The sequence below is a fragment of the Hyphomonas sediminis genome, assembly GCF_019679475.1.
GTDB classification, from domain to species: Bacteria; Pseudomonadota; Alphaproteobacteria; order Caulobacterales; family Hyphomonadaceae; genus Hyphomonas; species Hyphomonas sediminis.
Window position 1 is genome coordinate 1,949,875 of record NZ_JAIEZP010000001.1, and the last position, 20,392, is coordinate 1,970,266.

General features: G+C 62.6%; 19 protein-coding genes. 8 read left to right on the forward strand and 11 right to left on the reverse strand.

The genetic code is table 11. The features are described from left to right. Positions 1 to 147: 147 nt before the first annotated feature. On the forward strand, positions 148 to 513 hold the full coding sequence (locus tag K1X12_RS09805; protein WP_220987419.1) for a hypothetical protein: 366 nt from the start codon (positions 148 to 150) through the stop codon (positions 511 to 513). Between the two features lie 74 nt (positions 514 to 587). Here K1X12_RS09805 and ccoS read toward each other — a convergent pair whose 3' ends face one another. Genes ccoS through ccoN form a run of 8 tightly spaced genes read right to left on the reverse strand, consistent with a single transcriptional unit; the run spans position 588 to position 8,477 of the window. Beyond that, positions 588 to 761: a cbb3-type cytochrome oxidase assembly protein CcoS gene (ccoS, locus tag K1X12_RS09810; RefSeq protein WP_220987420.1), complete on the reverse strand. Its 174-nt coding sequence runs from the start codon at positions 759 to 761 to the stop codon at positions 588 to 590. Continuing rightward, positions 758 to 2,977, reverse strand: coding sequence for a heavy metal translocating P-type ATPase (locus K1X12_RS09815; protein ID WP_220987421.1), 2,220 nt, complete (start codon positions 2,975 to 2,977; stop codon positions 758 to 760). The genes ccoS and K1X12_RS09815 overlap by 4 nt, the downstream gene beginning before the upstream one ends. Continuing rightward, a complete protein-coding gene (locus K1X12_RS09820; RefSeq protein ID WP_220987422.1) occupies positions 2,974 to 3,492 on the reverse strand; it encodes a FixH family protein in 519 nt (172 codons plus the stop codon). Before K1X12_RS09820 ends, K1X12_RS09815 begins: the two co-directional genes overlap by 4 nt. Further along, complete coding sequence (ccoG, locus tag K1X12_RS09825) at positions 3,492 to 4,964, reverse strand: cytochrome c oxidase accessory protein CcoG (protein ID WP_439649724.1); 1,473 nt, start codon at positions 4,962 to 4,964, stop codon at positions 3,492 to 3,494. The genes K1X12_RS09820 and ccoG overlap by 1 nt, the downstream gene beginning before the upstream one ends. Further along, positions 4,961 to 5,851, reverse strand: coding sequence for a cytochrome-c oxidase, cbb3-type subunit III (ccoP, locus tag K1X12_RS09830; RefSeq protein WP_220987423.1), 891 nt, complete (start codon positions 5,849 to 5,851; stop codon positions 4,961 to 4,963). The genes ccoG and ccoP overlap by 4 nt, the downstream gene beginning before the upstream one ends. Further along, positions 5,844 to 6,005 carry a cbb3-type cytochrome c oxidase subunit 3 gene (locus K1X12_RS09835; protein ID WP_220987424.1) on the reverse strand — a complete coding sequence of 54 codons (162 nt, stop codon included), beginning with the start codon at positions 6,003 to 6,005 and terminating at the stop codon, positions 5,844 to 5,846. Before K1X12_RS09835 ends, ccoP begins: the two co-directional genes overlap by 8 nt. A 12-nt stretch (positions 6,006 to 6,017) precedes the next feature. After that, a complete protein-coding gene (gene ccoO / locus K1X12_RS09840; protein WP_220987425.1) occupies positions 6,018 to 6,785 on the reverse strand; it encodes a cytochrome-c oxidase, cbb3-type subunit II in 768 nt (255 codons plus the stop codon). A 12-nt stretch (positions 6,786 to 6,797) separates the two neighbouring features. After that, positions 6,798 to 8,477 carry a cytochrome-c oxidase, cbb3-type subunit I gene (gene ccoN, locus K1X12_RS09845; RefSeq protein WP_220987426.1) on the reverse strand — a complete coding sequence of 560 codons (1,680 nt, stop codon included), beginning with the start codon at positions 8,475 to 8,477 and terminating at the stop codon, positions 6,798 to 6,800. Between the two features lie 148 nt (positions 8,478 to 8,625). Between ccoN and K1X12_RS09850 the strand changes: the two genes are divergently transcribed. The 4 genes from K1X12_RS09850 to K1X12_RS09865 all read left to right on the forward strand — a co-directional run bounded on the left by K1X12_RS09850 (position 8,626) and on the right by K1X12_RS09865 (position 11,250). Next, on the forward strand, positions 8,626 to 8,913 hold the full coding sequence (locus K1X12_RS09850; RefSeq protein WP_220987427.1) for a hypothetical protein: 288 nt from the start codon (positions 8,626 to 8,628) through the stop codon (positions 8,911 to 8,913). A 65-nt stretch (positions 8,914 to 8,978) separates the two neighbouring features. Continuing rightward, positions 8,979 to 10,163, forward strand: a complete 1,185-nt coding sequence (locus K1X12_RS09855; protein WP_225907931.1) for a PAS domain-containing sensor histidine kinase — start codon at positions 8,979 to 8,981, stop codon at positions 10,161 to 10,163. Then, complete coding sequence (locus K1X12_RS09860) at positions 10,160 to 10,777, forward strand: response regulator transcription factor (protein ID WP_220987428.1); 618 nt, start codon at positions 10,160 to 10,162, stop codon at positions 10,775 to 10,777. The genes K1X12_RS09855 and K1X12_RS09860 overlap by 4 nt, the downstream gene beginning before the upstream one ends. A gap of 83 nt (positions 10,778 to 10,860) precedes the next feature. After that, positions 10,861 to 11,250: a response regulator gene (locus K1X12_RS09865; protein WP_220987429.1), complete on the forward strand. Its 390-nt coding sequence runs from the start codon at positions 10,861 to 10,863 to the stop codon at positions 11,248 to 11,250. Here the strand turns inward: K1X12_RS09865 and K1X12_RS09870 are convergent. Further along, complete coding sequence (locus tag K1X12_RS09870) at positions 11,247 to 12,686, reverse strand: helix-turn-helix domain-containing protein (RefSeq protein ID WP_220987430.1); 1,440 nt, start codon at positions 12,684 to 12,686, stop codon at positions 11,247 to 11,249. The genes K1X12_RS09865 and K1X12_RS09870 overlap by 4 nt on opposite strands. Positions 12,687 to 12,843: 157 nt before the next feature. Here K1X12_RS09870 and aceB point away from each other — a divergent pair, with 157 nt between their 5' ends. Together aceB and K1X12_RS09880 are read left to right on the forward strand one after the other, a co-directional pair. Then, positions 12,844 to 14,481: a malate synthase A gene (gene aceB, locus K1X12_RS09875; protein ID WP_220987431.1), complete on the forward strand. Its 1,638-nt coding sequence runs from the start codon at positions 12,844 to 12,846 to the stop codon at positions 14,479 to 14,481. A gap of 44 nt (positions 14,482 to 14,525) precedes the next feature. Continuing rightward, complete coding sequence (locus tag K1X12_RS09880) at positions 14,526 to 16,145, forward strand: isocitrate lyase (protein WP_220987432.1); 1,620 nt, start codon at positions 14,526 to 14,528, stop codon at positions 16,143 to 16,145. 70 nt (positions 16,146 to 16,215) lie between these two features. On the opposite strand, the gene K1X12_RS09885 is transcribed toward K1X12_RS09880, so the two are convergent. Then, the gene (locus tag K1X12_RS09885) at positions 16,216 to 17,007 is read right to left on the reverse strand and encodes a DUF4198 domain-containing protein (RefSeq protein ID WP_220987433.1); all 792 of its coding nucleotides are present in this window, start codon (positions 17,005 to 17,007) and stop codon (positions 16,216 to 16,218) included. Further along, positions 17,004 to 18,074, reverse strand: a complete 1,071-nt coding sequence (locus tag K1X12_RS09890; RefSeq protein WP_220987434.1) for a DUF6607 family protein — start codon at positions 18,072 to 18,074, stop codon at positions 17,004 to 17,006. The genes K1X12_RS09885 and K1X12_RS09890 overlap by 4 nt, the downstream gene beginning before the upstream one ends. 138 nt (positions 18,075 to 18,212) lie before the next feature. On the opposite strand from K1X12_RS09890, the gene K1X12_RS09895 reads away from it, so the two are divergent. After that, positions 18,213 to 20,381 (forward strand): TonB-dependent hemoglobin/transferrin/lactoferrin family receptor, encoded by a 2,169-nt coding sequence (locus tag K1X12_RS09895; protein WP_220987435.1) that lies wholly within the window; start codon positions 18,213 to 18,215, stop codon positions 20,379 to 20,381. Positions 20,382 to 20,392 lie beyond the last annotated feature (11 nt).

Genomic DNA, 20,392 nt, shown 5'->3' on the forward strand with positions numbered 1-20,392 from the left:
GCCCAAAAAGCGACGCCCCAACGAAGCTCATCCTGAGCGAAGTCGAAGGATAGAGCGGGCACCCCTATCCACCCCCCATCGCCCGTCCCCACACCACAACCCGCAATCGTATCCACCCCCTCCGCAGGCTGACTTATACTGCAAGGGATGACACCCCAGATCGCCCGCCTCTACGCCCACGTATTGCCAGTCTTCTGGCCATATCTCTGGCTGCAACTGCGCGCGATCTTCAAACGGCAGGATGTGGAGCTTCGCACGCTTCTCATCGCCGTCACCAAATGGGGCCGCATCCACATCGTCAGCGTCGGCGACCACTGGCGCGCTTATAAAAAGCCTGCGCTCGTCAAAGCCCATTGGAACGATCCTGTCTGGGAATCCGATCTCCCGACGAACCTCGCCCAAGCCCCGATGGCGTTTTCCTGTCGTTTTTGGGACGCCTCAAACACCCCACCTCCCGAAGCTCATCCTGAGCGAAGTCGAAGGATCAGCGGGTACGCCCCCGACACGTCCTGAAACTCCACCAAACCGAAGCGCGCACCCCGCCGGCCACGCCCCAAAGCGTGCGTTCCGGACGCTGCTGCTGCCCGCTACTCCTGCGCGGTCTTGCGGTCCGGCAGGGGCTGGTCCGGTGAGATCAGGATGCGCTGCGCCGCCCCATCGGGATCGTCGAACTGTCCGCTGCGGACGGCCCAGAGAAAGGCCACCAGCCCAAGGCCGCCCATGAACAAAGCGATAGGGATCAGGAAGAGAAGTCCGCTCATGCTTGTTTCTCCGTATTCAGATTGATCCGAAGGGCGTTGAGGCAAACGACCAGCGAAGAGCCGGACATCGCAATCGCCGCCACCAGCGGTGTTGCATGGCCAAGGATCGCGATCGGAACCGCCACTAGATTATACGCCGCTGCAAAGCCGAAATTCTGCAACATCACGGCCTTTGCCGTCCGCGCCGTTTTTACCAGCCGGGGCAGGGGCGCCAGGCCGCCGGAATAAACGGCATCGGAGGCTGACTGGCTCACATCCAGCGCGCCGCCCGGCGCGGCTGAGGCATGGGCCAGCGCCAGCGCGCCTGCATCATTGAGGCCATCGCCGATCATCAGCACCTTGCGGCCTGCGCCCTGCAATTCTTCCAGCCGGCGCACCTTGTCCTGCGGCTTTGCGCCGGCTGTCCACTGGGTAATGCCCAGCTTCTGCGCCACATCGCTGACGGCTTCTGCGCGGTCGCCGGAGACGATTTCCATCGTCATGCCCATCGCGCTGAGCTTCCCGATCACGCCGGAGGCGTCGCCCTGGATGTCGTCCTCGAAGCGCAGCTCCACTGGCGCTTCATCGCCGCGCGCAAAGAAGAGCGAGGCGCCCGAATGTCCGCCTGCGACGGCGCCCGTCCATTCTGCCGAGCCAAGTCGGCAGGGCGCGCCGTTTACTTCGCCCTCCAGGCCGAGGCCGGGATGTTCCTTCACGTCCTTGGCCAGCGGCCCGGCGCCAGCGGCTGCCGTCAGCGCGCGGGAAAGCGGATGCCGGCTGGCGCGGGCCAGCTGCGCGGCGTCATTCAGGAGGTCTGCCGGAATGCCCGTCGAAACAAAGCGCGGCGTGCCCAGTGTCAGCGTGCCGGTCTTGTCGAAGATGATATGATCGCAAGCTGCAATCCGCTCCAGCGCGTCGCCGGATTTGAGATACGCCCCGCCTTTGAACAGGCGCCCGGCCGCGACCACCTGAACCACCGGCGCCGCCAGTGCCAGCGCGCAGGGGCAGGTGATGATCAGCGTGGAGACGGCAATCAGGATGGATTCCCGCAGGCCCAGCCCGCCGATGAGCCACCAGCCAAGGAAGGTCAGCAGCGCCGTCGAATGCACCAGCGGCACATAGAGCGAAACGGCCTTGTCCGCGATCTGACGATAGGTCGAGCGTTTCTGCTCGCCCGCCGACAACATCTGGCTGATTTCCGAGAGCAGCGAGTCTGCCGCCGCCGCCGTGGCCCGGCCTGTCAGCGGTTGGGAAAGGTTGATCGCCCCCGCCATCAGCTTCATGCCCGCGCCGCTCCAGCGCGGCAGGCTTTCGCCGGTTACAAGGCTCTCGTCCACTTCCGACTCGCCTTGCTCGATCACCATGTCGACCACGGCCCGCTCGCCCGGTGCCAGCAGGATGCGGTCGCCGGGGCGGATCTCTTCGGAGCGCACCGATTGCGGCGTGCCGTCTGCGCTGAGCCGCGTCACCGTCCGGCTCGCCAGCGCTGCCAGGTCGCGCGCGGCAGACCAGGCCCGCCGACGCACACGCGCATCCAGGAACCGCCCGATCAGCAGGAAGAACAGCAGCATGCAGGCGGCATCGAAGTAAGCATGTTCGCCGCCCCGGATTGTCTCGGCAACGCTCACGGAGAAAGCAAGGATCAGCGCCAGCGAAATCGGCACATCCATATTGGTGCGCCGCTTCTTCAGCACATTCCACGCCGAGGCAAAGAAGGGCCGTCCTGCATAGAGCAGCGTCGGCAGCGCGATCACGCCAGACAGCGCATGCAGGCCTTGCCGTGTTGCCTCGCCCATCTCGCCATGCCCGCCCCAGACGGAGACCGACAGCAGCATGATGTTTGCCGTCGCAAATCCGGCGACGCCCATCGCCAGCAGCAGCGAGCGTTCTTCTTTCTTGTGGGCGTCGTCATCGCTTGCCGTGTCGAGCGGGGCGACGCCATAGCCAAGCGTGCTGACCGCTTCGGCAATGCGGCGCGGATCAAGATTGCCCGACCAGGCAACGTCCAGCCGTCCGCTCGACAGGTTCAGCCTTGCTGTCTCGATGCCGGGCAATTCCCCCACGGCGCCCTCGATCCGCGAGAGGCAGCCACCGCACTTTGCCCCGCGCACCGTCAGCGAAAGGCGGCTCTGCTTGCCTACCTTGCGGACGAAAGCGGACGGGTCGGAGGCGGCGTCTCCGCTCGGCGGCGCAAGGCCGCTCGGGCATCCATTGGCATCAAGGGAGAGGCCAGTCATGGCACCATGATCTCCCGGCGGGCCTCAAATTCAGTGCCCTCAGTTTGCGGATCCACATCGGCCGTGACTACCACGGTCCAGAGGCCCGGCGTCAGGTCGCCCATCTCAGCGCGGTATTCGCCGCCGCCTGCGGGAGACAGGTCCACCACCCGGTCCAGTGCGCGGTCTGTCGGGTGGCGCAGCAAGGCGGTCGTTGCAAACACTGGCAGCGCCGAGCCATCGGCCTTCAACAGCCGGGCGTGCACTTCCTTGCCGGCTGCGCCTTGCGTGATGCCGATCTCGCCGGTCCATCCGGCGTCTTGCTGCGCCGCGCGGCGTGCCAGCTCGTGATTGTAGTCCACACCCGCCAGATAGGACTTCTCAACGTCTTCGCCGGGGAAGCTCGAAATCGCCGCCCACAGGAAGATGCCGTTCACGACAAACATGAAGCCGAAGAAGCCGAGGAACCAGAGCAGGGCATGCCAGCCTTTCATCTGTCCTTTGGGGGGGCGGTCAAGGGTCATGGAAGCAGCCATTATCTGTCTCCTGAAGTGAAGGGCGCGTCGGCTTCGGCGATTTCACCGGTCTCTGCATCCTTGATCTGTACGGTCAGCGTTGTGCGGGCGGGGAGGCCTTCAGACGGCGCGGTCACCAGCAGGCGGTAGCGGTCAACACCGTGCGCGTCTGCGGTCAGCTCCATCGATCCGCCATCCGGCGCGCTGCCAAGGCCGATGATCTCGAACTCGGCTTCCGGCAGCCCCTCCACGGACACGGCAACCGTACGAATGTCTGTAGATTTGTTGACCAGTTTCAGTGTGTAACCATTGCGGATACGGCCATCTGACAGGCGGATAAAGGGCGGCGAGCGGTCTTTCAACACGTTGAATTCATACGTGGATTTTGCACTGTAGCCCCACATCATCAGGAGGCTGATCGCTGCAATCAGGATCGCGTAAAGCACTGTGCGCGTACGCAGCAGCTTGTAACGCGGTTTCTGCCCGCATGCCCGCGCCTGAACGGCAACATCCGTGTCATAGGCAATCAGTCCGGTCGGTCGGCCAACCTTCTTCATCATGTCGTCGCAGGCATCGATGCAGAGGGCGCAGTGGATACATTCCAGCTGCGCGCCGTCGCGGATGTCGATCCCCACCGGGCAGACCTGAACGCATTGCTTGCAGTCGATGCAGTCGCCGCGGCCTTCCCAGCTCTGGTCCTTGCGGTGCGGGCCACGCGGCTCGCCCCGGTCATAGCGGTAGGTGACGTTGAGTGCATGCTCGTCCGTCAACGCGCCCTGAATCCGCGGCCAGGGGCAGAGATAGGTGCACACCTGCTCGCGCATCGTTCCGGCGAGGGCGTATGTCGTGAAGGTCAGGATGCCGGCAAAGAAATAGGCCGTCAGCGGCGCTTCGCCCGTAAAGAAGGTGCGCGCAATCGTCGGGGCGTCGTGCCAGTAGAGAATGAAGGCGCCGCCTGTCAGGAAGGCAATCAGCAGCCAGACGATGTGCTTGCCAATCTTGCGCCAGGCCTTGTTGAAACTCATCGGGCTCTTGTCGAGCCGCATGCGGGCGGCCCGGTCGCCCTCAAAGGCGCGCTCCACCCAGATGTAAAGGTCGGTCCAGACCGTTTGCGGACAGGTATAACCGCACCATACCCGGCCAAAGAGCGAGGTAACAAGGAACAGCGCCAGCGCTCCCAGGATCAGCAATCCACCAAGATAGTAGATTTCCTGCGGCCAGATTTCGAAGAAGAAGAAATAGAATTTTTCACCGGCAAAATCGGCCAGAACGGCCTGGTCGGGAATGCCTTCGCCGCGCGGCCACCGAATCCAGGGGATCAGGTAATAGATGCCGAGTGTAACCGCCATCACCAGCCATTTGAACGAACGGAATTTTCCGTGTGCCAGCTTGGGATAGATCTGGTGGCGTTTCTCATAGAGGGAGGGGGGATGCTCCGGCTTCTTCGCCGGAGCATCCGTACCACCCGCTTTGATGAGCGTGACCTTTGTCACTTCTCACCCCCGCCGAGCGAGTGAACATAAACCGCCAGGGCCTTGATGGTCGGATCATCGAGGCGGCCCTGCCAGGCAGGCATGTGTGCGTTCCGTGCACTGTAGATGGTCTGCTGGATGTCGCGCGGCTCGCCGCCGAACAGCCATTCATGGTCGGTCAGGTTGGGGGCGCCAAGCTGGCGATTGCCCTTGCCGTCCGCGCCATGGCAGGTCACGCACTGGGTCGCATAGATCGGTGCAGCGCGGGAGACTGCGGCCTGGTCAGCCTCGCGGCCCGATAGGTCGAGCACATATTCCACCAGGTCGTCGATTTCCCTTGGCGTCAACATGCCATCCCGGCCAAAGGCAGGCATGGTGTTGCGGCGCGTATCTGGATCTTCCGTGTGGCGAATGCCGTGGCGAAGCGTCGTTTCGATGCCTTCCAGCGTTCCGTCCCACAGCCAGATATCGTCTGCGAGCATCGGATAGCCCTTGGCGCCTCGGCCGCCTGCGCCATGGCAGGTCGCACAGTTGTCGCCAAAAGCGCTCTCACCCATGGCGAGGGCGAACTGTTGCAGCGAGAGGTCATTCTCGATCTGCTCCAGCGATGCGCCGACAAGCTGGCTGGCGGCAGCGGCGCGCTCGGTGTGGAGTTTTTCCACTTCCTTGGCCACTTCCGCGCGGTCGGAATGTCCGGCAATGCCCCGCGTGTTGGTCATGCCCATGCCCGGCAGGGCGGGAATCGCGGGCATCACGATCATGTAGCCGATGGCCCATACGATAGAGCCATAGAATACATAGAGCCACCAGCGCGGCAGGGGATTGTTCAGCTCCTTGATGCCGTCCCAGCTGTGCCCCGTTGTCTCAACGCCGGAGACTTCATCAATATCCCGTTTGTGGTCAGTCATCTGACGGGTCCTTATCGACAAGAGGTTGGTGGGCCGCGGCGCGGAACTTCGCGCCATTGCTGGGCCATAAGGCATAGGCAACGGCGACGAGGAACATCGTCACGAAAAAGCCGAGGCCCCAGGTCTGCGCAAAGCTTGCAAGTGTTTCATACATCTCACTGTCTCCTTAGCGCCGGTTGCTGAGGTCGTTGGCTTCGTAGGTCGAGAAGTCGACGAGCGTGCCTGTCATCTGCAGGTAGGCGATGAGGGCATCCATCTCGGTGACTTCGGCCGGGTTGAGGTCGAAGTCGGAGATGCGCACTGTGCCGTCACGGCCAGAGGCTTCGGTGTAGCGGGCGACAAGGGCGTCTTCCGCATCAAAGTCTGCGTTTGGCGAGGCCTGAGCCACAAGATCGGCCTTTGCATTGGCGATCATGTCGTCCGTATAGGGAACGCCAGCCATGCGAAGGGCTTTCAGGTGGTCCTCGATGTCGTCAAACTTCAGCTTCTTCTCCGCCAGGAAGGCGTAGGGAGGCATGATGGAGTCCGGAACCACCGATTTGGGGTCCTTCAGGTGGTCCAGGTGCCATTCGTCCGAATACTTGCCGCCAACGCGTGCAAGATCCGGCCCGGTCCGCTTGGAGCCCCACTGGAAGGGGTGGTCATACATGCTCTCCGCAGCCAGCGAGTAGTGGCCGTAGCGCTCCACTTCGTCGCGCAGGGGGCGCACCATCTGCGAGTGGCAGACATAGCAGCCCTCGCGGATGTAGACGTTGCGCCCCTTCAGCTCCAGCGGCGTGTAGGGCCGCATCCCCTGAACCTTCTCGATGGTGTTTTCGAGATAGAACAGCGGGGCGATCTCCACGAGGCCGCCAATGGCGACGACCACGAGGATACCGATGGTGAGAAGCAGTGAGTGGCGCTCAAGTTTCTCGTGTTTGTCCATGATAGCCATGTTCAGTGCTCCTTATTCAGCAGGCTGAAGGGCGGGTTTGGGGGAGGCCGGTGCTTCGCTGGCAGCCACATCGCGGGCTCCGCCATGGCCAAGGGCCGTGCGAACCAGGTTGTAGGCCATCAGCAACGCGCCAGTCAGGTAGAGCGCCCCGCCGCCCGCACGGATGATGTACATGACGTGCTTGGCTTTGACGGTTTCGATGAACGAGTATTCGAGGAAGCCGAACTCGTTATAGGCGCGCCACATCAGGCCCTCGGTGATGCCGGCAACATACATCGCAACGATGTAGAAAAGGATGCCGAGCGTCGCGAGCCAGAAGTGCCACTCAACCAGGGCCTTCGAGTAAAGGGCCTTGCGTTTCCACAGCCAGGGCGTGACGCAGTAGAGCGCGCCGAAGCTGATGAACCCGACCCAGCCCATCGAGCCGGAGTGAACGTGGGCGATGCCCCATTCGGTGTAGTGCGACAGCGAGTTGACGGCGCGAACGCTCATCAGCGGGCCTTCGAAGGTCGACATGCCGTAGAAGGCAAGGGCGACGATCATCATGCGGACGATGGGGTCCGTGCGCAGCTTGTCCCAGGCGCCCGACAGGGTCATCACGCCGTTGATCATGCCGCCCCAACTTGGCATCCACAGCATGATCGAGAAGGTCATGCCCAGTGTCTGCGCCCATTGCGGAAGGGCGGTATAGTGCAGGTGGTGCGGACCGGCCCAGATGTAGATGAAGATCAGCGACCAGAAGTGAACGATCGACAGGCGGTAGGAAAAGACCGGCCGGTTCACCTGTTTCGGAATGAAGTAATACATGATGGCGAGGAAGCCGGTCGTGAGGAAGAAGCCCACGGCGTTGTGGCCGTACCACCATTGCGTCAGCGCATCCTGTACACCGCTGAACAGCTGGTAGCTCTTGGAGCTCGACAGCGAGACAGGGATAGCGAGGTTGTTGACGATGTGCAGCATCGCAATCGTCACGATGAAGGAGAGGTAGAACCAGTTGGCCACATAGATGTGGGGTTCTTTCCGCTTCCACAGCGTGCCGAGGAAGACGAGGAGATAGACGACCCAGACGATGGTCAGCCACAGGTCGGCATACCATTCAGGCTCGGCATATTCCTTCGATTGGGTCACGCCCAGCAGGTATCCCGTGCCGGCGATGACGATGAAGAGGTTGTAGCCCCAGAAGACGAACCAGGGCCACATGCCCCCGGCCAGCCGTGTGCGGCAGGTGCGCTGCACCACGTAGAAGCTCGTCGCGATCAGCACGTTGCCGCCGAAGGCGAAGATCACGGCGGAGGTGTGCAGCGGGCGCAGGCGGCCGAAGTTGGTCCATCCCAAATCGGGGAAGTAAAAGATGTTCGGGAAGGCCAGCTGCAGGGCGATGATGAGGCCCACAAGGAAGCCCGCGATGCCCCAGAACATGGCTGCCGCCACACCGAACTTCACGATCGTGTCTTCGTAGAAGTCCGGATTGAACGGATTGCGGCCATTCAGGCTGCCCGCCCACAGGCCGGTGATCATCAGCCCGGCTACAGTGAGGAAAAAGAAAATCCATGCATGGGCACCCATCATCGGGTCGGCTGCGTTGCCGGCAATGATCAGGACGCCGAGGGCCACAAGGCCCGTCAACGCACTGACGGCGCCAATGCTGAAGCCTGGCCCCGCCCCTCTGGATGTGTCAGCGCGCGTACTCATTGGGAATACCCCCTTCAGTGCTGAATCGTAATTGGCGATAGTAGGCCGTAACTGCCGGAATGGTGCAATGGCCTGTATAGGGGGAACTACGGATGGGCCTGCCTGTCGCACCTGTTTAGTCCGGGGGTGTAAGCAGAGGAGACCTCCCATGTGGAAACTGGCAGGACTGGGCAGCGCGCTGGCTGCAACCGGTGCCGTAAAGTTCACGAGCGAGCTGAACGAACTGGGCCGCCAGGCGACCCTTCAGGACTATCTGGCCATGCGGTGTGGTGGCGGTGCGCCGCTGCATACGGCAGGTTCTGAGGCCGGCGACATCATGGCCCTCGCTGCGATGCACTGCTGGGGCTGCTATGCGATGGCCGCCGGCGTTGCGATCCTCGGCTTCGCCCTCTGGCGTGCGGCTCAGCCGCGACTTCAGCCCTCGCGGAGAAGGTAAGGGCCGCTGACCCCGCGCCTTGCGTGGGGCCGCTGCAGCAGGCAGTGATAGGGAAAAGTTGCCGTATGAAGAAAAAAAGACCGATGAGCAAAACGGAGAAGCCGACTCTGCCCCCGGTCGACCTGCTGGACAGCCAGACGCTGCAGCTGCATCTGGCGTCCATTCTTGCGTCGGTGCCCGATGGCATGGTGGTGATCGACGAGTCCGGCAAGATCATGGCCTTCAGCCGCGCCGCTGAAAACCTGTTCGGCTTCACCGTCGAAGAGGTGATCGGCAAGCCGGTCAACCTCCTCATGGCGGGCCGCGACAAGGTCAACCACGACAATTACATCGGCAACTACCTGCGTACCGGCGAGCGGCAGATCATCGGCAAGGGCCGCGTCGTCATCGCCTCGCGCGCGGACGGCACGCAATTTCCCATCGATCTCAAGATCGGTGAAGCCCGCATCGGCGATCGTTACCTCTTCACTGCCTTCATACGTGACCTGACCGAGCAGCAGCGCGCCGAGCTGCGCATGCAGGAAATGCAGTCGGAGCTGGTCCATTTCTCCCGCCTCAGCGCTGTCGGCACTATGGCCTCGGCCCTTGCGCACGAGCTCAACCAGCCGCTCACGGCTGTCGCCAACTATCTCGAAGCCAGCCGCGACCTGCTCGATTCGCCCGATCCGGAAACGCGCGAAATTCTGCGCGAAGCGCTCACCGAAGCGGCCCGCCAGGCTGTGCGCGCCGGCGAGATCGTGCGCAAGCTGCGCTCCTATGTCTCCCGCGGCGAGGTCGATGCCCGCCCACTCACCCTCGGCCCGTTGCTCGCCGACGCCATTGCCCTGTCCAAACTCTCGCGCGACCTGGCGGATATCCCGATCAAGCTCGATCTGGACGAAGGCGCCGATAATGTGCTGGGCGACCCCATCCAGATCCAGCAGGTTGTCATCAACCTTATCCGTAACGCCATGGACGCCCTCACCAATACGCAGGACGCCCGAATCAACATCTCGGTCTATGCTGCGGAAGAGCCCGGCTATGTCGCCATCGAAGTCTGCGACAATGGCCCCGGCCTGACGGCGGAGCTGCGTGAAAACATCTTCAAGCCGTTTTCCACCACCAAATCGCAGGGCATGGGCCTCGGCCTGTCTATCTGCCAGACGATCGTGGAGGCCCATGGCGGGGTCATCCGTGCCAATTCGCCGCCCGAAGGCGGAACCTGTTTTCGGTTCACACTGAGAAAAGATGCAGGTAAATCAGGTTCATGACCGATACTCGCCTAATCCATCTGGTCGATGACGATGAAGCTATTCGCCACTCCGCGAGCTTCATGCTGCGTCATGCCGGCTTTCGCGTGAAAACCTATCCCGACGGCGTTGCTTTTCTGGAGCAGGCTGAAGAGGCAGAAAAAGGTTGCATCCTCCTGGATGTTCAGATGCCGAAGATGGATGGCCTCGAAGTCCAGCAGGAACTCAACCAACGCGGCGTGGCCATGCCGGTGATCGTTCTCACCGGCCATGGCGATGTTGCCGTTGCTGTCCGTGCCATGAAGGCGGGCGCTGTGGATTTTGTCGAAAAGCCCTACGCCAAGCAGACCCTGGTGGATGCGCTCACCCGCGCTTTCGAGCGGATGGAGACCCGCCGCAAGGAAGAAGTGCTTGCCGATGAAGCGCGCGGCCTGATCGAGCGGCTCACGGCGCGCGAGAAGGAAGTCCTGCTTGGCCTGGTCGATGGCCAGACCAACAAGGAGATCGCCATCTCGCTGGATATTTCCCCGCGGACGGTCGAAATCCACCGTGCCAACGTCATGGAAAAGATGGGCGCCGGAAATCTCTCCGCCGTGCTGCGCGTTGCCTTCGCTGCCGGCTTCGGGATTGAATAATACGCAGTTTTAGGGGCTTCTACTTACAGACGGCAGCCCCGTTCGCGTGCAGGAATTAAGCTCCCGGAATGCCGGAGAGTGAAGTGAGCGCGATAGCAAAACCCCTGCCAGTCCACCCTGCGAGACGTATCGCTGTTGTCGACGACAGCGTGGCCGTGCGCCAGTCGCTGCGCCTGCTTCTGGGCGCGCGCGGCTTCAGCGTACAGACATTTGCGGGGGCTGAGGACCTGCTCGCCCATGTTGCGCCCGGCGATTATGATTGCTTCGTGATCGACCTGAAGCTTGAAGGCGTTGACGGCTTCGGCGTGCTCGACGCCCTGCGAAAGAAAGGCGTTGAGGCGCCTGCGGTGATGATCTCCGGTTGGGAGGCGCATGCGCTGGAGGAGACCGCGCGGAGCGCTGGCTTTGCGGCGCTGGTCCGCAAGCCAATGATGGACACATCTCTGGTCCGGGTTCTCAGCGAAGTGCTCTAATCCGCCTGGAAGCGGTAGAGCGAGATGCCGCGTGCCCGCTCATCGAAGATCAGCTTCTTGCTCAGCGGTGCATGCGCGCGTGAGGCGCAGTGTTGACGTTCGCACATGTAGCAGTTCACGCCAATCGGCGTCGGCTCCACATGGTCGAGGTTGAGGTCCGCCGCGTAAACGAGCCGTTTGGCATAGGCAATATCGCAGCCGAGCCCGATGGCCAGCTTCGGGCCGGGCTTGTCATAGATGCCATCGGTGCGGCTGATCGTGCGCGCGATGGAAAAATACGTGGTGTCGTCCGGCATCTGGATAATCTGTGTGCGGATGCGTCCGGGTGCCTCAAAACATTCATGGATGTTCCACAGCGGGCAGGCACCGCCAAACTTCGAGAAGTGAAACCGCCCGGCGCTGAAGCGTTTGGAAACATTGCCCGCCGTGTCGATACGCACGAAGAAGAAGGGAATGCCCCGCGCGTCAGGCTTCTGCAGCGTGGTCAGCCGGTGTGCCGTCTGCTCGAAGCTCGTGCCGAAGCGGTGGCTCAGCAGCTGCACATCATATTTTGTCTTCTCCGCTTCCCGCAGGAAGGCGTGATACGGCATCAGAACGGCGGCGGCGAAATAGTTGGCAAGGCTCACGCGGGCAAGGCCGATGGCGTCCCGGTCGGTAAAGCCCGCTTTCAGCACATAGGAATCAATCAGATCACTGAATTCCAGCATGCCCAGCTGAAAGGCGAGCTGGAAACGGCGCCCGGAAGGCGGCAGCAGTTCTGAAAGGTCGATGCCGCGCTTGTGCCGGTCGTAATAGCGCAGGGTGTTGGGCATGATGTCATAAGGCACCACGCGCACGCGCAACCCATGCTGCCCCTTCAGGCGCTGGATCATCGCGGCGTAAAGGTCTTCATGCAGGGTGGACATTTCCGCCGCAAAGGCTTCGGCCGCCTCGTCCAGCTCCGGGAAATAATTGCGGTGATCCTGCAGCATCTGACGAACGGATTCGACGCTGCGGGCGGATTCTTCCAGAAGCTCCACCTTCTCCCGGTCCGTCAGCGGATTATTGTCCGAATAGGTCCGCAGGGCCAGTTCGCGGTATTTGTCGTAAAGCTGCACAAAGGCGCGCGCGATGTCAGGATTGGCATTTACCACATCCTCCACATCATTCTTGCCGACGGGGCCGGCCTCCAGCGCCGGGTCGCGCAGCACTTCCATAAGCTCCGAAATCAGCCGCGCATCGCCCGCGCCGCCCACATCGGAAATGTCAAAGTCGTAAACCCGCGCCAGCGTCAGCAGGAGGTTGGCGCTGATCGGGCGTTGGTTCCCCTCGATCAGGTTAATGTAACTGGCGGAGACTCCGAGGTCTTCGGCCATCTGCGCCTGGGTGATCCCAAGTGTCCGTCTCAGCCGCCGAACACGCGGGCCGATAAGGGTTTTTTCCTTGCGCTCGGCCATCTGGCACCCCGGTTAAGTTTACAAACCTTACATGTGACACAAGGTTCTTGTTACAACGTAAACACAAAAACCCAATGGAAACAGAAAGGTACTCGATCATCTCGCGCGCTGTAAATATGGTTGTGTCAAGAATTAAGACATCCAGGGAGTACCGGCCATGTCCATCGCAGCCACACTTGAACAGCCTTCCGCCGCCCGCGCGAAGATCGAAGTGACGGGCAAGGCCGCCGGTGTAGACCGCGTGCTCACCCCGCAGGCGCTGGCTTTTGTCGAGGCGCTGGAGCGCCGCTTCGGTGCCCGCCGCCGTGAGCTGCTGGCTGCCCGCAAGGCGCGTCAGGCCCGTTTCGACGCTGGCGAGCTGCCCGATTTCCTTCCCGAGACGAAGGTCATCCGGAATGGTCACTGGGAAGTCGATCCGGTTCCGTCCATCCTGCTGGACCGCTCTGTCGAGATCACTGGCCCGGTGGACCGCAAGATGATGATCAACGCGCTGAACTCCGGCGCGAAAATGTTCATGGCCGATTTCGAGGATGCCTCCTCGCCGACTTTCGCCAACATGATCGATGGCCAGGTCAACATGCAGGACTTCGCCCGCGGCAAGCTGGCTTACACCGATGCCGCCTCGGGCAAGTCCTATGCGCTGAATGACAAAATCGCTGTGATGATCGTCCGTCCGCGCGGCTGGCATATGGAAGAGGCCCACGTCCTTGTCGATGGCCGCCCGGTCTCGGCCAGCCTCTTCGATTTCGGCCTGCACTTCTATCACAATGGCAAGATGCTGTTCGAAGCCGGCATCGGCCCGTTCTACTACCTGCCCAAGATGGAGAGCCATCTGGAAGCCCGCCTCTGGGATGAAGTGTTCGAGTACGCACAAGGCGAAATCGGCATCCCCACCGGCTCCATCAAGGCCACCGTGCTGATCGAGACGCTGCCTGCCGCCTTCGAGATGGACGAGATCCTCTACGAGCTGCGCCGCCACATTGCGGGTCTGAACTGTGGCCGTTGGGACTACATCTTCTCCTACATCAAGACGCTGCGGAAAAATCCCGATTTCGTCCTGCCCGATCGCGCGCAGGTCGGTATGGACCGGGCCTTCCTCAACGCCTATTCGCTGCTGCTCATCAAGACCTGCCACCGTCGCCGCGCCCACGCCATGGGCGGTATGGCAGCGCAGATCCCGGTCAAGAATGACGAGGCTGCCAACGACGCGGCCTTCGCCAAGGTCCGCGCCGACAAGCTCCGTGAAGTGAAGAATGGCCATGACGGCACCTGGGTGGCCCACCCGGCGCTCGTTCCCGTCGCCATGGAAGTCTTCAACGAGCATATGCCGCTCGGCAACCAGGTTCTCGGCCAGCGCTGCTTCCCGCCGATCAGCCAGAAATCGCTGCTGACGCCGCACACCGGCGACATCACCGAGGCAGGCGTGCGCACGAATGTATCTGTCGGCATCGAATACACCGCCGCCTGGCTGAGTGGCCGCGGCGCCGTGCCGATCCACAACCTGATGGAAGACGCGGCCACCGCTGAAATCTCCCGCAGCCAGATCTGGCAGTGGATCTACCATGGCGCACAGGTGAAAGCGGCAGACGGCAACGCCCGCACCTTCACCAAGGCCTGGTTCGACGAAATCCTCGCCGACGAGCTCGGCAAGGTGCAGGCCGCCCTGGGCGAAAATGGCTTCAAGGCTGGCCGTTACGATATTGCCGCCCGCATCTTCGCCGAGACGGCAACCTCCGAAGACCTCGCCGACTTCCTGACGCTGCCCGCCTATGAAGCGCTGCGCAACCTTGCATGATACGTCAACAGACTAACACGATTTTCCCGTAAGGAGATACTCCCATGACCAAGCGTCCCACCTATGCTGAGCTTCGCGCCCAGGTCCAGAAACGTTACCCCACCGGCCAGGCACCCGGCGGCGTCACCGTGGACGATATCGTCCAGCTCAAGATCCAGAACACCTACAACACCCACCTCGACATTGCCCGCGAGATGGCCGGTGTGATGCGCGCCGACATGGCCGCCTATGACCAGGATCACTCCAAGTTCACCCAGTCGCTCGGCTGCTGGTCGGGCTTCCATGCCCAGCAGATGATCAAGGCCGTCAAGCGCATGAAGGGCACCGCCAAAGGCACCTATGTGTACCTCTCCGGCTGGATGGTCGCTGGCCTGCGCAACCGTTTCGGCCACCTGCCGGACCAGTCGATGCACGAGAAAACCTCGGTCGCAGACCTGATCGAGGAGATCTACGTTTCCCTCCGCCAGGCTGATGAAGTCGCCCTGAACGATCTCTTCCGTGAGCTGAAAGCGGCCCGCGAAAAAGGCGCGCCTGCGGATGTCATCGAAACCATCGTCGCCCGCATCGACAATTTCGAATCCCATGTCGTGCCGATCATCGCCGACATCGACGCCGGCTTCGGCAACGAGCACGCGACTTACCTGCTCGCCAAGGAACTGATCAAGGCTGGCGCCTGCTGCATCCAGATCGAGAACCAGGTGTCGGACGCAAAACAGTGCGGCCACCAGGATGGCAAGGTCACTGTTCCGCGTGAAGACTTCATCGAGAAGCTGCGCGCCTGCCGCCTGGCCTTCGAAGAACTCGGCGTGGACGATGGCGTCATCGTGGCGCGTACCGACAGCCTCGGCGCTGGCCTGACGCAGAAAGTCCCGGTCTCCACCGGCCCCGGCGACCTTGCCTCGCAATACACCAAATGGCTCGAAGTCGAAGAGATCACGCCCGCCAGCCCGCTGCAGGAAGGCGACATGGCCCTCCAGCAGAATGGCCGCCTCGTGAAGCCGGTCCGCCTTCCCAACGGCCTGTTCAAGTTCCGTGAAGGCACCGGCGCAGACCGCGTGGTCGAGGATTGCATCGCCAACCTCACCCTCGGCGGCGCAGACCTTCTCTGGATCGAGACCGACACGCCGGATGTGGACATCATCGCCGGCCTCGTGAACCGCGTGAAGGAAGCTGTCCCGAACGCCAAGCTCACCTACAACAACTCGCCCTCCTTCAACTGGACGCTCAACCTGCGCAAACAGGTCCGCAAGGCCTGGGCCGCAGAGGGCAAGATTGCAGAGGGCGAATATCCGGAAGCGGAGCTTATGTCGGCCAAGTATGACGACACCCCGCTTGGCCAGGAGGCAGACCGCCGCCTGCAACGCTTCCAGTACGACATTTCCGAGCGCGCCGGCGTGTTCCACAACCTGATCACGCTGCCGACCTTCCACATGACGGCCTTCGCCACCGACCAGCTCTCGCGCGGTTACTTCGGCGAAGACAAGATGGCCGCCTATGTGAAGACGATCCAGCGTCAGGAAATCCGCAACAATGTCTCGGCTGTGAAACACCAGCACGAAGTCGGCTCCGACCTCGGCGACACGTTCAAGGAAATGGTTGCCGGTGAGCGCGCCCTGAAAGCCAGCGGCGAGCACAACACCATGAACCAGTTCGAGAACGTCTGACCCATTCCTGCTGCGTAGGGAAAACTCCGCCCCATCTGCCTTCGGGCAGGTGGGGTTTTTTTATCCGGCCTCAATGCTCGGCGTGCGATCCGCCCACGGCAAATGTCACGGTCGTCGAGTGGGAGCGCACATCCGTCTCCGCCCCGTTCGGCGCGGGCGCAATGTGGCGGGCGAGTAGCACATACACCCCCGGCACCAGTCCTTCGAGCCGCAGGACGCCGTCTTCGGCCACGGTCACGCGCTGTCCGTCATGCGCCCCGGCAAAGGAGGCATAGGCCGGAATGAGATAGGCTTCGTCGGGCGCGAAACCCGCCCCGTCAAACGTCACGCGAAACGCCCGCATGTCATCTGGCGCATCATCTTCCGTTAGCGGAATGACGCCCAGCTGCCCCGGCGGGGCAGTGTCAATCGCTGTCTCTGCGCCGCCACAGCTGAAATATGTGTCCGAAACCGTCGCCGTCTGCGAGCTCAGAATGCGCGTCCCGCCGGGCAGGCTCTCGCTGCCCTCAAGGCGCACATATGCCCCGTCCAGCAGCGCCACCTTGCCCTTGCGACCGAGGCGCGCGCCCGTGGTGATCCGGTAAGTGCCCGGCACATCCAGCGAGGCTTCCAGCCGCGACATCGCATGGTCGGCGCGCACACTGTCAAACGCCACCGGTCCTGTCGGTCCGGTCAGGTGAAACTCCGGCACGCTCAGCACGATCTCCGGCGCCGGAAAATAATCGCTGAACGTCGCAATCGCGCCCAGTCCGCTGCAGCTTTTATAGTCAAAGGAATCGGGCAGGATGTATCCGGTATGCGCGGCGGCGGGCAGGGCCGCCATCATGGCGAGCCCCGCAAGGGCAGTTGCTGCCCGCCTCACGATTTATCCCCCGCTTTCGGCGTCGCGGCCACGCGCTCCGCCAGCGGATCAAGATCGAACGTCACATGCGCCCGCACGAGCGCCCGGCCTTCCGCCGCCGCTTCTGCCAGCGCCACATCTCCGGCGGCATATTTCTCCGCCAGCTCAAGCAGAGGCATGTAAAGCGCTTCGGTCTCGCCCTGAATGGTCAGGCCAAAGGCGGGTGCTTCGCTGGCCACTTTCGCCCATTCGTCGCGGATCTCGGTCCAGAAATCTGCCGTGCCCGTCCAATAGTCCAGCGCCACATCCACCGGGAAATCGCTGTCGCGCTCATAGGTGTTCACGCCCACTTCGCGCGCCAGCAGCACAGGCACGCCGGATGAGAGCACCACCTTGTCATTGTCCTGCTCATGCACCCAGCCGAGCGGCGTGATCACATGCCGGTTCACGGCATTGATGGTGTGGTAATCGTTGCGCGTGGTCATGTCGCGCCGGGGCAGGGGGCGCCACTCATGGCCGGGCGCCCAGGTTGCCGGGCCTAGCTCATAGCTCCACGCGGCCAGCGCGCTGTAACGTGGCGCATCGTCCACCTGATAGACGGTCTGGGACCATTTGCCCTTGCGCTCGGCTTGCGGAATGTCCCGCCATTCCCAGGCATTGCCGCCAATGAAGCTCAGGATGCGCGCGGGTTCATATTGCCAGTCCTGCCGCCAGTGCTTGATGGGGAAGGCCGCGTCGCCATGCGAGGCCACCAGGATATGCTGCAGGCTGATGAAGTCGCCCCGGTCCTCGATCACGCGAACCACTTCCTGCGCGCCGGAAATCTTCGGCGGCATCACGATGTAATCCTCATTGAAGGAAACCGTTTCGATGAAGTCGAACGACACCTTGTAGTCGCCTGCCATTGCGAGGATCGACTGCCGGTCCTGCTCGAAGCGGGCTGCGTCCGCGCGCTCAGCGGCGGGCGGGGGCGTGGCCAGCGCGGTCTGCGCGTTGGTGGCGGCGCAGGCGGCCAGGCTCAGGGCCATCACGGCGCAGCCGAGTTTCAGCAGGCCGGGTTTCATCGGGGCGGGCGGGTTCAGCGGCATGGGGCGGCGCCTCCTTGGGGGCAGGATTCGGTCATGGGTGTATCTCAGCTACTAATGCGAATGAGAATGACTTGCAATCGCTTTTGAGTTTTGCAACAAGGGCAACTGAGAATCATTCGCAATACTAAAGGTGCATCCATGAAATCCCCAAACGCTTTCCCGCCGCCAGGCTTGCCGCGTCAGCGCCTCTTGCTGTCTGCGGCGGCCCTGGCGCTGGTCGCCGGTCCCGCCCTCGCTGAGGAGGCGCCTGAAGCCGACCAGAGAGAGGAAACCATCACCGTCTACGGAACGTCTAACCCCTTGCCGGTATTCGATTATCCGGGACAGGTCACGGTCATCTCCCGCGATACTCTGGAGCTGATCCAGCCCTCGGCCATGTCCGATCTGCTGCGCGATGTTCCGGGCGTGGAGTTTTCCGGCGGCCCGCGCCGGACGGGGGAATCGCCCAGCATTCGCGGCTTCGGGCGGGAGAATGTCCTCGTCCTGGTCGATGGCGCCCGCCAGTCTTTCAGCTCCGCCCATGACGGCAGTTTCTTCCTCGATCCGGAGTTGCTCCGCGCTGCCGAAGTCGTGCGCGGGCCTGCTTCTGCGCTTTACGGGTCTGGCGCCGTCGGCGGCGTGCTCGCCTTCGAAACGGCCAGCGCGGCAGACCTGCTGCGCGAAGGGGAAACCTTCGGCGCGCGCCTGCGCGCCGGCTATCAGAGCGCAAATGAGGAATGGCTCGGCTCGGCCACTGTCTTCGGCACGGCGGGTAACCTTGATGCCCTCGCCAGCTTCGGCCTGCGCCAGTCGGGCGATATCGCGCTCGGCTCGGGCGTCGATCTTCCGTCTGATGATGAAATCCAGACCGGCCTGATCAAGCTCGGCTACCAGTTTACCGACGCCTTCTCCGGTGAAATTGCCTGGCAGAAGTTCACCAACTCCGCCGTCGAGCCGAATAACGGGCAGGGCACTGCCGGCACGGGCGATGCGACGCTGGACCGCGATGTCGATAAGGACATCACCAGCGAGCTGTGGCGCGGCGCGCTGGCCTTCAATCCGGCGTCTGACCTGATCGACGCCAAACTCACCGTCTACCAGCAGAAAACCGGCGTGGACGAGTTCGACGTGACCGTCCCGCGCACCACCCTGCGCGAGATTGAAACCACCGGTATCAGCCTGCGCAACGCCTCGCGCTTCCAGCTCGGCCCGGTCGAAACGACGCTGACGGTCGGCGGCGACTGGTATGAAGACAGCCAGGTCGGCACCGATTCCACCGCCACTGGCGGTATCCGCGGCGGCGTGCCCAATGGCAGCGCCGAATTTACCGGCGTGTTCGTTCAGGCCGAAGCTGAAGTCGCCCGGCCCTTCGGTCTTCCGGGCCGCCTCGTTGTCATTCCCGGCATCCGCCACGACAGCTTCGAAAGCTCGTCGGAGCTCAGCACGGAGAAGGCCTCAGACGACCAGATCTCACCGCGCCTGGGCGCCACCTATGCGCCGGTCGAATGGCTCCGTCTGTATGCGTCCTATGCTGAAGGCTTCCGCGCGCCGTCCGTGAACGAGCTGTATCTCGATGGCGTGCACTTCTCCGTGCCCCACCCGACGCTGTTCAATCCCGGCCTTGGCCAGTTCGTTTTCGTCAGCAACAATTTCGTGCCGAATGCAGACCTGAAGCCGGAATCGAGCGAGACCGTCGAGCTTGGCTTTGGCCTTGATTTTGCCGATGTCCTCACCAGCAACGATCGCTTCCAAAGCAAGGTTTCCTACTTCGAAAGCGATGTGACCGACCTGATCAACCTCTCGGTCGATTTCAGCTACGATCCCACCTGCTTCACCGGCCCCAGCTTCTTCCCCTGCACGGCGGGCACCACCAACTCCGCCAATATCGCCGGGGCAAGCCTTGAAGGCTGGGAAGCCGAAGCGAGCTATGACGCGCCGCTCTGGTATGCCCGCGCGGCCTTCTCCACCATCGCCGGCACCGACACCGCCACCGGTGAAGATCTCGGCACTCTCACGCCGGACCGTCTGTCGCTGGACGCCGGCCTGAAGCTCGACCCGTGGAACACCCGCCTCGGCACACGCCTTCAGATTGCGGACGAATTCGAACGCCGCGCGCTCTCGGGCGGCGTGCTCACCGTTGCCGAGCGCCGCGCCGGCTATGTCGTGGTCGATCTCTACGCCTCCTGGCGTCCGGAGTTTGCGCCAAACCTGCGCATCGATGCCGGTGTCGATAACGTGCTCGACCATGACTACGACCGCGTCTTCGCGGGCGTGTCCGAGCCCGGCCGCAATTTCAAGATCGCTTTGTCCTGGCAGTTTGGTCAGTAGAAGGATGAGAC